Genomic DNA, 14,134 nt, shown 5'->3' with positions numbered 1-14,134 from the left:
ATCAACAAGGCGAAAGCAAGAAATTATAAAGAGCACATTTGTTTTTGTAATGCTTAAATTTGTTAGCAAAACATACAAAACAACACTTTTTCAAAATTATTATTTTTGCAGTAAATAAACTTTGCTTTTAATCAAACTCCATCACCAGAACCTGGCCTCATGATTCCGTTCATCCAGCAGCCACTGATCCAGTTGCCACATAAAATCCGGCAGATAATTTTTATCCGGACTGCGCAAACCATGATCTGCAGCGGGGTACATGCGCAATTGCAAATCGCTGCGACCCGCGTCGCTGAACGCTTTTCTCAAGGCGCTGGCCGCGCCCGGCGGGATTAAAGTATCCGCCTCTCCGATACCTGCAAAAACCGGCAAGCGCGCGGCGAGCAGATTGCGTGTCTGGTCGATACCCGCGATTTCTAACCAGTAACGCCAGCTGCGCCCGTGTATGCGCGCCTGCTCAGGGTCGGCCGGGGAACTTACCAGTGCGCGGGATAAAGCGTCCCAGCCCTGCTGCATGTGCGGATAGATGCCAGCGAGTGCGCGATACGTGGGAATCGCGCTGTTTCCTGCATTCGCCAGCAAGACCAGATGCGTGATTTGCGGCAGATCGCGCGCCAGCAAAGGCACCAGTTCAGCGCCCTCGGAAATGCCCAGCAAAATCACGCGGCGTGGTTGCATGCCTTGTTGTTTGAATTGGCGCAACTGGGCTTGCATGAATGCCAGTTGATCGGCACGCCATTGGCTCAGATGATCGGCGCGGACAAATGCCTCGCTACAGACGTCGCCGCTGTCCTCGGCACGGATATGACGCTTCAGCAAAACATGGATACGGGTCAGCCCGGATTCGCCTTCCCATCCGGTGAAATACTGCGGCAAATATCGCCCCATGCTGCCGCAACCGGCACCGGCCACGACGAACAGCAGATTCACCGGGGAAACCATTGCAGCAGTATCGCTTTGCCACGGCTGTTTATCCCATTGATAAAACAGGGCGTTGCCACCATCGGCAAAAGTGAACGTGGCGGGCTGTAATTTCATGTTCGCATTTACTGCCGGAGTCGCAGCATAGGCTGATGCAGGTCCCGCAGTTTCAGCAGTGGCAGCAGCAGTAGCAATTGCCGGTGCCGCCAGCGCGAAGCACATCAGGAACGGCAGCAATACTGCCGCGGCCAGCCGCGTAGCGGCGTGTCTGCTCTGCCTGCGGAGATAGCCACGGCTGCGAAGGCTGCAATACTCAAATTTCATCCTAAAAATACTCCCCCCAGTATGTGTAAACACCCTTTATTTCATTGAGAGAATAAGCGTAAATCGCCATATACTCCCCTCTTCTCCCCTTTTTTACTTCCTGAGCCGCATTTCTGCGCCGCTGCCGGCCTGTATTTTCGAGAGGTCGCCGTCATCACACCGCGCTACCCGTCCGACTATTAACCGCAGTCAGAACGACTGTCAAGACTGGCGCAACGCTGCAAATTGCGTATCATCTGCGCCTTCATTGCTTTTTTAATGTCTGGATTCTGGATTTATGCTGCCTTCGATTGAACAAAGACTCGCCGTAGAACTCGCCGCCAAACCGGTACAGGTGGCCGCTGCTGTTGCCTTGCTGGATGAAGGCGCGACCGTACCGTTTATCGCCCGTTACCGTAAAGAAGTTACCGGCGGCCTCGATGATACGCAATTGCGTCTGCTCGAAGAACGTCTGCGTTATCTGCGCGAACTCGAAGACCGCCGCGCCGCGATCATCGCGTCGATTGATGAACAAGGCAAGATGACACCGTCATTGCTTGATGCAATTACCCACGCCGAAGACAAAACCCGTCTCGAAGATTTATATCTGCCGTATAAACCGAAACGCCGCACCAAAGCGCAGATCGCGGTCGAAGCAGGTTTGTTGCCGCTGGCCGATGCCTTGCTGGCCGACCCAACGCTGACGCCGGAAACCGAAGCAGAAAAATATCTGAAACCCGCCTTCAGCACAGACAACGGCGACAACCCCGGCGTACCTGACACCAAAGCCGCGCTCGATGGCGCACGCCAGATTCTGATGGAACGCTTTGCCGAAGATGCGAGCCTGTTGCAGGCGCTGCGCGAATATCTGAACGACCACGGCATCGTCGAATCGAAAGTCGTCGCAGGCAAAGAAGATGCCGGTGAAAAATTTGCCGATTATTTCGATTACTCAGAAACCCTGGGCACGATTCCATCGCACCGCGCGCTGGCCTTGTTCCGTGGCCGCCGCGAAGAAATGCTGACCGTCACTTTACGGCTCGACAGCGAAGAAGAAAAAACAAAATGGGATGCGCCGCTGAACCCGTGTGAAAGCCGCATTGCCGCGCATTTTGGCGTCAGTCAGAAGGGTCGTCCGGCCGATAAATGGCTGGCCGATACGGTACGCTGGGCATGGCGCGTCAAAGTCTTCATGCATCTGGAAACCGAGCTCATGAGCAAGCTGCGTGAAAATGCAGAAATCGAAGCCATCAACGTGTTTGCGCGCAACCTCAAAGATTTATTGCTGGCCGCACCGGCTGGGCCACGCGCCACGATGGGCCTCGATCCTGGCTTGCGTACCGGCGTCAAAGTTGCGATTGTTGATGCCACTGGCAAAGTCATGGAACACGCCACGATTTATCCGCATCAGCCGCGTAACGATTGGGATGGTTCGCTGCATACGCTGGCGACACTCGCTGAAAAATATCAGGTGTCATTAATCTCGATTGGTAACGGCACCGCCTCACGCGAAACCGACAAACTGGCGCAGGATTTAATCAAACTCAAACCAGAACTCAAGCTGACGAAAATCGTGGTCTCCGAAGCCGGTGCGTCGGTGTATTCCGCCTCAGAATTCGCCTCTAAAGAATTGCCGGATCTGGATGTGTCCATCCGTGGCGCGGTCTCGATTGCACGTCGTTTGCAAGACCCGCTGGCGGAGCTGGTGAAGATCGATCCGAAATCCATCGGCGTTGGCCAGTATCAGCATGATGTCAGCCAGACCCAGCTCGCACGCTCGCTCGATGCGGTGGTCGAAGACTGCGTGAATGCGGTCGGTGTCGATGTCAATACCGCCTCTGCGCCTCTGCTGGCGCGGGTATCCGGCTTGTCGGCCAGCGTCGCGCAAAGCATCGTCAATTTCCGCGATGCTAAAGGCATGTTCAGTTCACGCGCCGATCTGCGCGCAGTACCGCGCCTCGGTGACAAAACATTTGAACAAGCCGCTGGCTTTTTACGCGTCATGAATGGCAGCAATCCGCTCGATGCATCCGCAGTGCATCCGGAATCGTATCCACTAGTCGAAAAAATTCTGGCCGATATCAAGAAAGATGTGAAAGGCGTGATCGGCGACAGTGGCTTATTGAAATCGCTGAACGCCGCCAAATACGCCGATGACAAATTCGGTGTGCCGACCATCACCGACATCATCAAAGAGCTGGAAAAACCGGGCCGCGATCCACGCCCTGAATTCACCACCGCCACCTTTAAAGACGGCGTGGAAGACATCAAAGATTTGCAGCCCGATATGATTTTAGAAGGCGTCGTCACCAACGTCGCCGCATTCGGCGCGTTTGTCGATATCGGCGTGCATCAGGATGGCTTGGTACACATTTCCGCGCTGTCCAACACCTTTGTCAAAGACCCGCACACCGTCGTCAAAGCTGGTCAGGTGGTGAAAGTCAAAGTCATGGAAGTCGACGTCAAACGCCAGCGTATCGCGCTCACCATGCGCCTGACCGACAGCGCACCACAACCCGGCAGCAAACCGGAACAACGCGGCGACCGCAACGACGCCAAACGCCTAGGCCAGCACCAGCAACAACGCAAACAAGAAGCCGCCCCGGCAGGAAACGCGATGGCAGCAGCGTTTGCGAAATTACGCGGTTGAGATTAAAGAAGCCACAAAAAATACAGCAGCAACGTTCAAAGCGCCCCGGTTTTTACCGGGGTGTTTTTTTGTGCGCAATGCTGGTTGTTTGCGCTTGTGACTTACTGCATCGTTGCTGCTCGGACTTATACCGCAAGCGTTCTCGCACCTAATCCAATCAATACGGTTTTAGCGATACCAGCGAAGTAATGTTTCCCCCCGTTCGCTTAAACGTGTTATATGCTCAACATAAGCAAAGACAACAAGGCTGTATGAGGCTTTCAAGGGATTTAAAGAAAATTGTCTTTTTGAACATTTCGAGTTAAGCTACATTTTTGTCAAATTAAATAAAAATTAATTCAGAAGTGAGGCTTCATTGTCAGTCCGCTCTGCTCAAATATGGGATAAGGATGCGTTCATCAAGAACTATCAAATATCTCTTAGTATCTTTATTTTGCTAATGCTGTTAACCGATCTATCGATCGCTGGCGGAAAGGGTATGAGCCGTGGAACAGTTGCCGTCCGGGGATACGTGCGTAAAGACGGAACTTATGTACAACCTCACCAACGAACAGCACCCGACGGGAGCATTCAAAACAATTGGAGCACATACGGCAACTACAATCCGTACACCGGCGAAGAAGGAAGAGTTTTAACACCGCCAAGCGGCCCCGTTGGTTCAGACAGTTCCTCATATAGATCCTCTGCTTACCTCCCTTCGCTGCCACCTGTTGCTCCCAGCGTAGAGCGCGCAACACTGAAATCCGGCAGCTCCTTGTATCCCAGGTCAACCCTCGCTATTCCTTCGCAGCCCAATGTAACTCCTTCGCAATCAAACAACGTACTACCGGACAATCAACATTCAAGACCTTTCACCCTTAACTCGCAGCCTATCTCACGCCAGTCAACCTACATCGAACAACAAAAGCAGCGCGACGAAGAGCGGTCGCAATTCTGGGCAAAGCAGGGTTACTCATTTAATCCCGCATATATGACTGCGTACTCCATGGATCAAAAAGTCAAGGACATTGAGCGCGCAGAGTTTTGGCGGTCAAAAGGCTACAGCTTCAATCCAGAGTACATGACCGCTTATTCAATGGACCAAAAGGTGCGAAACATTGAGCGTGCGCGCTATTGGAAAACTCTGGGTCTAAATTTCGATCCAGAATACATGACTGACTATGCTATGGATCGCGAGGCTAGGCGTCTAGGAGTCTCGCCTCGATAGCGTTATGCCATGCATGCGAGTGTCGCAGCAAACAGAGGATGCGTTCACGCACTTTTTTTTGCAAACCCCCACTGTAAACGCATTGATGCGCACCCATACATTATTTGTGCACGACGGAATTTTTATGCCAATGACAAAAAGGGACGGCAGCTAATCACAGCGATATTATTCCGCTTGTTCATCAGTTTTTGCGCTTAACGCGGTGCGTGAAACACAGCCTATGCTTGCTTTACGCACGGCGGGGAATCGCCAATAATCTGCACTTTTATGAATTGACTGGTGGCGGCAATCGCGGCACCGCAACGTTGAGGCGTCATCGGCGCCGGGAGTGAACTTATGTCGTCAATCTTTGAAAAGCTGAACCTGAAGCAGCAACAAGAGATTATTGTTGTCAATGCGCCGCCATCCTTCGAGCCTGAGTTGCTCTCACTCGAAGGCGTTACAGTTATCCGTGATCTGAAGAAAGCGAAGGCAATTTACTTCGCGTTGATTTTCGCCACCAAGCAAGCCGAGGTCGATAGCTTGTCTAAGATTCTGGCAAGCAAGGCGGAAGGCGATGCAGTGCTGTGGTTCGCGTATCCGAAGGGCACGTCTAAGCGGTACAAATGCGAGTTCAACCGCGACACGGGCTGGGATGCCATGCGCAGCGAGGGTTTCGATACGGTGCGCCAGGTCGCCATAGATGCAGACTGGTCGGCACTGCGCTTCCGACGTCTGGAGTACATCAAGTCTGCAGGCGCAATCCGTTCTGGCATACATAAATGAAAAAAGTAATACTCCTTGTGCTGATTGTGGCTGGCGGCTGGTGGTATTTTATCGGCGGGCGCAAGCTGTCGGACGATCATGTCAATGGCTTTTACCGCGATCTTGAAATCGCGACGCTGCAGCGTCAGCCTGACGCGATATGCGCGCTGCTGGCGCCGGATTTTCACTCTACCGGCAGCGTCAGCACAGCCAGAAACACACAAACGGTGAATCAAAACAAGCAGCAGGCCTGCGACGCTTATCATGACTTGTATGCGACCTGGGAAAAGCTCGGTGAGAAAATGGGCGGCATGCTGCAACTGGATTCTCAATACACGATACACAGCATCTCGCTGTCGCCGGACGGCAAAACTGCGACGGTGGATGTCAGCAGTTCGCTGGACGTTGCCGGAACGCTCATGCATATACGCTCACGCAGTACGGATACGCTGGTTCGTCGCAACGGCAAGGTGCTGTTACTGCACAGCTCAGGCCTTGGTTCTGTCGGCGCGGGGTCGTAGCGCCTGATAAAACGCGCCGCGCTCCGTCGGTATTGCGCGAGCCGGATTGGAAATCCTTGAGTTAGGTCAATCCTGGTTAAAATCATATACTCCCCCCATATTTTTACAAAACTATGCTGACCTCCTTATATTCATTTGGTGTAAAACATATACTCTGGGGGAGTATATTTATTCCCCGAGTACAAAACAGCGCCTGTAGTCACGCTGTTGGTGCGCGGGAGCACTACCGGAGTTTCCTTTATAATGGCGGCACATTATTAACCAAGGAAAAGCCATGAGCGACGTTCAAAGCTGGATCAAAGAAACCGTTACCCAAAACCCTGTCGTGTTGTTCATGAAAGGGACTGCCCAATTCCCGCAATGCGGATTTTCCGGTCGTGCGGTGCAGGTATTGAAAGCCTGCGGCGTACAGAATCTGGTGACTGTGAATGTGCTGGAAGACCCGGAAGTACGTCAGGGCATCAAAGATTTTTCTAACTGGCCAACCGTACCGCAGTTGTACATCAAAGGCGAATTCATCGGCGGCTCTGACATCATGAATGAGATGTTCGAAAGCGGCGAACTGCAAACCTTGTTGAAAGACTGAGCACCGTCATGACGAGCACCAGCGCACCACCGAAACAACGTCTGATCATCGCCATCACCGGCGCGACCGGCTCTGTGTATGGTGTGCGCTTGCTGCAGGTATTACAGGCCAACCCGGATGTCGAAACGCATCTGCTGATTTCTGAAGCCGGGGTCTTGAATCTGCATCAGGAACTCGATATGAAGCGTAAGGATGTCGAGGCCTTCGCGGATGTCGTGCATCATGTGCGCGATGTCGGCGCCAGCATCGCCAGCGGCTCGTTTCAATCTGACGGCATGGTGATTGCACCGTGCTCGATGAAAACGCTGGCCTCGGTTGCGCATGGCATGTCAGATAATCTGATCACGCGCGCTGCCGATGTCGTGCTGAAAGAACGCCGCCGCCTGATATTAATGGTGCGGGAAACGCCGTTCAACCTCGCCCATCTGCGCAATATGACCGCCGTGACCGAAATGGGCGGCATCATCTTCCCGCCTCTCCCCGGTTTTTACCACCGCCCGCAATCGATACAGGAAATGGTCGATCACACAGTCGGCCGCGTACTCGATATGTTCGCTCTGCCGCACAAACTGACACCACGCTGGCAAGGCTTGAAAGACCGCACATAAATCATCGCGCCGGATCTGGCGCGCTGTCTCACTCTGTTCTGCTTTTCTGGTTGCAATACCGGAAGTAAGGCGCACACATCTGCGTCTTTATTTTTCTGCGCAATCCTGCCCTGCGATTTTTTTCTTCGCTGTTGTTATCCGCCTTCGCTGTAATCACGGGGTCATATCCAGTTGATACATTTTGTTACTTGCGAGCAAAGCCTTCACCTGGCATCCGGTAATGGCGCGGTCGCAAGCGCATCGTAAAACCAAAGCGATTGCTGTAAAGCAGTCACACTCGACAAGCACAGGATCAACAACATGACTCACAAAGCAAATGTATCGCTGCTGGCCGCGCTGACGGCAAGCGCTCTGGTCGCTGCCTGCGGCGGCTCCGACACGGCAAGCACCACACCCGTCGCCCCAGTAGCCCAATCTGGCGTGTTTCTGGATGCAGCGGTGGAAGGTCTCGATTACACCAGTGGCACAGCAAAAGGCACAACACAGGCCGACGGCGGCTTTAACTGCAATACTGACGACAATATGAGTTTTTCTGTCGGTGGCATCAGCCTGGGTTCTGCGCCATGTGCGGCAGTGATCACGCCACTGAGCCTGGCGAATCAGAGCAACAGCAACGACGATAAAGTCGTCAATCGCCTGATGGCCTTGCAATTGCTGGATGAAGATAATGATCCTTCGAATGGCATACGTTTATCTTCTGCAGTCAAAACTGCGCTGGCAGGTCAGGCTCTGGATTTCAACGCAAATGCGGCGACTTTCAATACGGCGATGACGAATCTGCTGAGCAAGCTGCCTGCCAGTTATCAGGGTCGCAGCGTGGATGCGGATCGTCGCGCATTGGTACGCGAACATTTTGAAGATACGCTCGCGTCCAAAATGGACAAGCCTGTGGTGGATGCGGTCACGCAAACCAATGCACTCGGCACGGTGGTGGCGAATGTGACGCGCTACCAAATCAAGGCGGCAGATGCATTTTATGTTCCGTATGAAGGCACAAACGCGGCCGTGAAAGCCGATTTTCCAAAAGGCTTTTTGCCATCGTATGGTTCTGGCCTGACGTTTAAAGGCAAAGCGGCCGATGGGTCTCTGGAGTTCTATGGCATTACCGATCGTGGCCCGAACGGCGACGGCCCGAAAGTACCGAATTCAATCGTGACCGCGGGTGCCAGCGGTACCAGCGACGCTAAATTTTTCCCATCACCGAGTTTCACACCGTCGATCGGTCTGATCTCGGTTGGTAAAAACGGCGCGACATTAAAATCATCGATGCCGATTAAATTCAGCAGCACCATCAATGCGTCCGGCTTATCGATCGCCGCTGGCAAAGTCGGCTCCTCCGGCGAGGTGCCGCTGAACGACGCGATGAAATATGATGCCACCAGCAAAACCACCTTCAGCGATTATGGTCTCGATACCGAATCCGTGGTGCTCGATACGGCGCGCGGTGTGTTCTGGGTGTCGGATGAATATGGTCCGTTCATCCTCAAGATCGATATGAATACCGGCATCATTCTGAAAAAATATCAGCCAGGTACCGGTGCTGCTGACCTGCCCGCCGTGCTGCTGAAACGCCGCGCGAATCGCGGTATGGAAGGCCTGTCGCTTGATGCAGGCACAGGGAAATTGCAGGGCTTTATACAGAGCCCGCTGGACGATGGCAAAGCGTTTTATAAAGTGCCGGGCGCGACCGTTGCAACGAATGAAAGCATCAAGGATTACGCCAAATTCAACCGCTGGGTTGAGTTCGATCCAACGACCGAAAAAACAAAATTGTATGCGTATCCGCTCGACAGCACGATGTATGCATCCGGCAAAACCGGCGGCGCGAAACTCGGCGATCTGGTGGCGCTGGGCGGCGGCAAATTCATCGTGATTGAACAGGGTGCTGGCGTGGACGGCAAGGTATTCAATCGTCTGATGCTGGTGCAGATTCCAACGGACGCGACTGATATTGCAGCGATGGGCACTGACCTCGAAAAGAGCAGCATGACAGGTGCAGCGGTCAACGGTGTGAATTATGCGAACGTGGTCACGCTCAAAAAGACCGTGTTGTTTGATCTGAACGGCGCTGGCTGGCTGGCAGAAAAAGCCGAAGGTCTGGCACTGGTGGATGAATACACGCTGGCATTGGTGAATGATGATGACTTCGGTCTGAAAACCCTGATTACTGATGCGAACGGTAAAACAGTGGAAGGCGCCGATATCACGAAATGCACGGTGGATGCGAATGGCGCACTGACCACTACGGCCGGCGCCACTGGCTGCGTTGCCGGTAATTCGGTACGCGTGGCTCGCGGTGCGGACAGCGAACGTCCGAATCGTCTTTGGCTGTTTAAATTCAACAAGAAACTGGCTGACTTTGCCGTACCCGCGCAGTAAAGCAGTCACATCGCTGTGACGTTATAGCAATGTGACTACGACATCATTGCGATAGTAGCGTCACGCGGCACCTGATCTGAGACGAGCCGTCACCTTAGCGTGGCGGCTTTTTTATTTCGTTGAAGTCTGATCATGGCATTGGCTGAGATCAGCAGTGTACGGTTGAATATGAAATGTCCGGAAAGCGCAAACATCCTGCAAGCGAAGATAAAACAAGGCCGAAACGGGGTCAAAACGCGGCTAAAATAGTTTAAATATACTCCCCCCCAGTATTTTTTAAACCCCTTATTTTATGTAGAGAATAGGCAGTTTTCTTCATATACTCCCCTGTTTTTTAATTTCCAAAGAAAAAAAAGGACGCCGCAGCGTCCTTTTTTGCATCGTCATTCCGGCTTACAGTTTCCTTTGCAAAAATTCCCATTTCGCTTTTTGCAAAGACCAGATCGTCCAGTCACCGCGCGGGCCGTGACCTGCGCCCGGATACAGTTGCAGGCTGTAATCCTTGCCGCCTTTGATCAGCTCATCGATCAGCATCACGGTATTTTGCGGATGCACGTTGTCGTCCATCGTGCCGTGCATGATCAGGATTTCACCATGCAAATCTTTCGCCGCTTTCAGCACGCTGCCCTGATCGTAACCGCTCGCATTTTCTTGCGGCAAGCCCATGTAACGCTCGGTATACACGCTGTCATACAGACGCCAGTCGGTGACCGGCGCGCCGACGAAACCTATCTTCCAGGCTTTGCTGTGCGTCATCGCATACGAGGTGAAATAGCCGCCGTAACTCCAGCCGTTCAGCGCGATTCTGTCCATGTCCGCCCAGCCCTGCTGACGCAACCACGCGAGGCCATCAAGCTGATCCTGTAATTCGAGCTGCCCCAGTTTTTTATGGATAGGCCAGGCGCTTGCCACGCCTTTATTACTCGCACTGCGGTTATCCAGCACCCACACAACGTAGCCTTGTTGCGCGAGGAAGTGATGGTACAAATCATTCGACCAGCGGTCATTCACCTGCGGCGCCATCGGCCCCGCATACAGGTGCTGATACACCGGATATTTTTTTGCAGGATCAAAATCCGGCGGCAAGTACAACAGGCTTTCCAGTAAAAAACCATCGCGTGCGCGGATCTGCTGCTGCGTGACGTTGGCCAGACGCAGGCCGCGCATTTTCTCTGGCATGCCAACGTCGTCGATCAGTCGGAGCTGTTTTCCTTCGTCGTTAAACAAAGCCTGTTTCGGCGTTTGCTTCAGGCTGCTCCAGCTATCAAGAAAATGGGTAAAGGTTTTGTTCCAGTGCACGTTATGCGTACCCATTTCCTGCGTCAGGCGCTGCAAACCTTCACCATTCAGACCCACGCTGTAAACATCGTTACCGATAGGGTTGCGCTGATTCGCAGAAAACAGGATGCGCTGACGCGCTTCATCGACGCCGTACACGCTGCGCACATCCCAGTCACCGCTGGTGATCACTTTTTGCAGCTGATAATGCTGATCATAACGATACAAATGACGATGCCCGCTGCGATCCGATTCCCAGATAAAGCCGCCGTCTTTCAGAAACACAGGAAACGGCAGACGTTCAGTCCATGCCGGGCTGGTCTCGCGCACGATCACTTTACTCTGCTGCATATTCGCATCATACAAACGCAGATCGAGCCAGGTCTGCACTCTATCCTGCCAACCGGCCAGCAACTTGCCGTCCGGCGTCCAGCCGACTTGCACGATCAGCGTCTCTTTTTGGGGATACGGATTTTCTGTCCAGCTCAGTTTGCCGTCTTTATCAACAATGCCTAATCTGACCGTGGGATTCGGGTCGCCAGCTTTCGGATAACGGGTCAGATTCGTTTTTAGAGGCTGCGCGTGATCACCGCTGAGCGTGTAAACCGGCACTTTGCTTTCATCGAAATTCAGAAACGCAAGTTTCTGCGAATCCGGCGCCCACCAGAATGCCCGCAATTTGCCGCGTCCGTAAATTTCTTCCATATAGACCCAGTCGAGACGGCCATTCAGATTCGTCTCGCTGCCACCGGTGGTCAGACGTTTCTCTGTCGCGCTGGGGATGTCGGTCAGATACAGGTCATTCCCTTTCAGATACGCGACCGATTTCGCGTCTGGCGAGAGTATCGCTTCATCTTCGGCCTGATCCGGCGTATGCGTCAGTTCGCGCGCGCGTGCATTTTGCAGATCCAGTAGCCACAAATCGTTTTTGTAGCTGAACAAATACGACTTCACTTCAGGTTGCACCTGCTGCCCCAGCTTTTCCGCCAGACTCTGCGCCGATTTATCATCGATACCCGCAGATTTAAGATAGCGCAGAATATTTCCATCGACTGTCAGCGCCTGCTTTTCCCAAGTTGCCGGCTGCACCACCGACAGCTTAACAACCCCCTCTTTCACTTCAGACTCAATCAGACGATTTTGCTGATCCCACGATAAACGCGTCAGCGGGCGGGTATCGAATTTTTCTTTCTTCAGCGGGTGATACAGCATCTCCAGACTGAGCTTGCCGTCATCGGCAACCGCCATCGCTGCGCTGGCCAACAGCATTGCAAACAATCCGCTTTTGATTATTTTTTTCATGGAATTCCTCTGTGTATTTTTTCCGTGCCGCCAACACGGGCTCGTCAGCGCACTTGCGCAGTATGACCATACAGACCTGTGCACAGTTCACTGTGATATTTGAAAGAGCAGGAATTATCAGGGCAGCATTGCGAATAAGAACATGCGACGGAAAAGAAAAAACCCACCGTTATTGCTAACGATGGGTTTTTAATTGGTGCCGGCTGCCGGAATCGAACTGGCTACCTGATGATTACAAGTCAACTGCTCTACCAAGTGAGCTAAGCCGGCGAAAACTTTTTCGTATCTGCTTCGTTTCCGTTGCATCCCCGAAGACCAAGATTATAGGCTACTTTATTATTTTTAGCGAGGGCTTTTCTGATTTTTTTTCAGATTTTTTTTGTTCAGTGGATAAATCCGCTTTTTCTTCGCCATCCGGCCTAGAACTGACCGCGGCCAAACCTAATTTTCTTGGCGGCGCTTCTTTTTCTGATATGTCATTTTCTTCAGCAAGCGACTCCGGCTCAGCCACGTCTTCCGTTGCCGTCAAATCCAGCTCGAATGCCATTCCCTGACCATTTTCACTGGCGTAAATCGCCATCACATTCGCCACAGGAACATATATGTCACGGGACACGCCACCGAACCTTGCTTTAAATGTCACGGCCTCGTTATCCATTTTCAGGCCACTGGTCGCGCCGAAACTGATATTCAGTACGATCTCGCCATTGCGGACAAATTCCATAGGCACCCGCGCACCGCCTTGTACTTTCACTGCCATATACGGGGTATAGCCATTATCAGTACACCATTCGTAAATGGCACGCATGAAATAAGGTTTCGTCGATGTTTCTTGCATGATGCTTACTCAACAGATCAAAGTTTAAGGATAGAGGGAGCCGGTAAAAACAACAAGGCTGACCTGATGCAATCAGTCAGCCTTGTTGAGATACCGTTGATACAAAAAACGTATCACTCAGCGTTTAGCGACGCATCACTTTCTCAGAAGGTGTCAGCGCTTCGATGTAGGCCGGACGAGAGAAAATACGCTCAGCATATTTCATGATAGGTGCGGCAGTTTTCGACAACTCGATACCGTAGTGATCCAGACGCCACAGCAAAGGTGCGATCGCAACGTCAAGCATGGAGAATTCATCACCGAGCATGTATTTATTTTTAATAAATAATGGTGCCAGCTGCGTCAGACGATCACGGATTTCAGCACGTGCCTTGTCCTGTGCTTTGGCAGAACTGCTGCTCTTGTCGTTTTCCAGCGTATGTACGTGGACGAACAATTCTTTTTCAAAGTTAAACAGCATCAGACGTGCACGTGCGCGTTGCAGCGGATCTGCAGGCATCAGTTGCGGGTGCGGGAAACGCTCATCAATATATTCGTTAATGATATTGGATTCATACAGTATCAATTCACGCTCAACCAGAATCGGCACCTGACCATAAGGATTCATGGTCGAAATATCTTCCGGTTTATTAAACAAATCAACATCACGGATTTCAAAATCCATGCCTTTTTCAAACAGCACTAAACGGCAACGTTGAGAAAATGGGCAGGTTGTACCCGAATAGAGAACCATCATTTTTATAGTTCCTTAGAAACAATCAGGGCGAGGAGCCAATTTTGCGCGCCTCACCCCAGGG

The 14,134-nt window shown here is 52.2% G+C and carries 11 protein-coding genes and 1 tRNA gene; 7 read left to right on the top strand and 5 right to left on the bottom strand.

The genetic code is table 11. From position 1 onward, the window contains the following. Positions 1-141: 141 nt before the first annotated feature. On the bottom strand, positions 142-1,245 hold the full coding sequence (locus tag ACOTSW_RS13775) for a hypothetical protein (RefSeq protein ID WP_423679633.1): 1,104 nt from the start codon (positions 1,243-1,245) through the stop codon (positions 142-144). Between the two features lie 277 nt (positions 1,246-1,522). Here ACOTSW_RS13775 and ACOTSW_RS13770 point away from each other — a divergent pair, with 277 nt between their 5' ends. The 7 genes from ACOTSW_RS13770 to ACOTSW_RS13740 all read left to right on the top strand — a co-directional run bounded on the left by ACOTSW_RS13770 (position 1,523) and on the right by ACOTSW_RS13740 (position 9,919). Beyond that, a complete protein-coding gene (locus ACOTSW_RS13770) occupies positions 1,523-3,874 on the top strand; it encodes a Tex family protein (protein ID WP_423679632.1) in 2,352 nt (783 codons plus the stop codon). A gap of 355 nt (positions 3,875-4,229) precedes the next feature. Then, positions 4,230-5,081, top strand: coding sequence for a hypothetical protein (locus tag ACOTSW_RS13765; protein ID WP_423679631.1), 852 nt, complete (start codon positions 4,230-4,232; stop codon positions 5,079-5,081). 336 nt (positions 5,082-5,417) lie between these two features. Beyond that, positions 5,418-5,846 (top strand): hypothetical protein, encoded by a 429-nt coding sequence (locus tag ACOTSW_RS13760; protein WP_423679630.1) that lies wholly within the window; start codon positions 5,418-5,420, stop codon positions 5,844-5,846. Then, positions 5,843-6,346, top strand: coding sequence for a nuclear transport factor 2 family protein (locus ACOTSW_RS13755; protein WP_423679629.1), 504 nt, complete (start codon positions 5,843-5,845; stop codon positions 6,344-6,346). Before ACOTSW_RS13760 ends, ACOTSW_RS13755 begins: the two co-directional genes overlap by 4 nt. Positions 6,347-6,620: 274 nt before the next feature. Next, positions 6,621-6,932 carry a Grx4 family monothiol glutaredoxin gene (gene grxD / locus ACOTSW_RS13750; RefSeq protein WP_423679628.1) on the top strand — a complete coding sequence of 104 codons (312 nt, stop codon included), beginning with the start codon at positions 6,621-6,623 and terminating at the stop codon, positions 6,930-6,932. 8 nt (positions 6,933-6,940) lie between these two features. After that, entirely contained in the window at positions 6,941-7,540 is a 600-nt protein-coding gene (locus ACOTSW_RS13745; RefSeq protein WP_423679627.1) for a UbiX family flavin prenyltransferase, read from the top strand. Positions 7,541-7,840: 300 nt separating this feature from the next. Beyond that, on the top strand, positions 7,841-9,919 hold the full coding sequence (locus ACOTSW_RS13740; protein ID WP_423679626.1) for an esterase-like activity of phytase family protein: 2,079 nt from the start codon (positions 7,841-7,843) through the stop codon (positions 9,917-9,919). Between the two features lie 393 nt (positions 9,920-10,312). On the opposite strand, the gene ACOTSW_RS13735 is transcribed toward ACOTSW_RS13740, so the two are convergent. The 4 genes from ACOTSW_RS13735 to ACOTSW_RS13720 form a co-directional block, all read right to left on the bottom strand. Then, on the bottom strand, positions 10,313-12,499 hold the full coding sequence (locus ACOTSW_RS13735) for a S9 family peptidase (protein WP_423679625.1): 2,187 nt from the start codon (positions 12,497-12,499) through the stop codon (positions 10,313-10,315). A 194-nt stretch (positions 12,500-12,693) separates the two neighbouring features. Continuing rightward, positions 12,694-12,769, bottom strand: a tRNA-Thr gene (locus ACOTSW_RS13730). A 58-nt stretch (positions 12,770-12,827) separates the two neighbouring features. Continuing rightward, positions 12,828-13,337 carry a ClpXP protease specificity-enhancing factor gene (locus tag ACOTSW_RS13725; RefSeq protein ID WP_423679624.1) on the bottom strand — a complete coding sequence of 170 codons (510 nt, stop codon included), beginning with the start codon at positions 13,335-13,337 and terminating at the stop codon, positions 12,828-12,830. A 124-nt stretch (positions 13,338-13,461) separates the two neighbouring features. Continuing rightward, on the bottom strand, positions 13,462-14,073 hold the full coding sequence (locus tag ACOTSW_RS13720) for a glutathione S-transferase N-terminal domain-containing protein (protein ID WP_423679623.1): 612 nt from the start codon (positions 14,071-14,073) through the stop codon (positions 13,462-13,464). Positions 14,074-14,134: the final 61 nt, after the last annotated feature.

It is taken from the genome of Undibacterium sp. WLHG33, assembly GCF_049544815.1.
In the GTDB taxonomy this organism is placed as follows: Bacteria; Pseudomonadota; Gammaproteobacteria; order Burkholderiales; family Burkholderiaceae_D; genus Undibacterium.
This window is presented reverse-complemented; position numbering and strand designations above follow the sequence as displayed.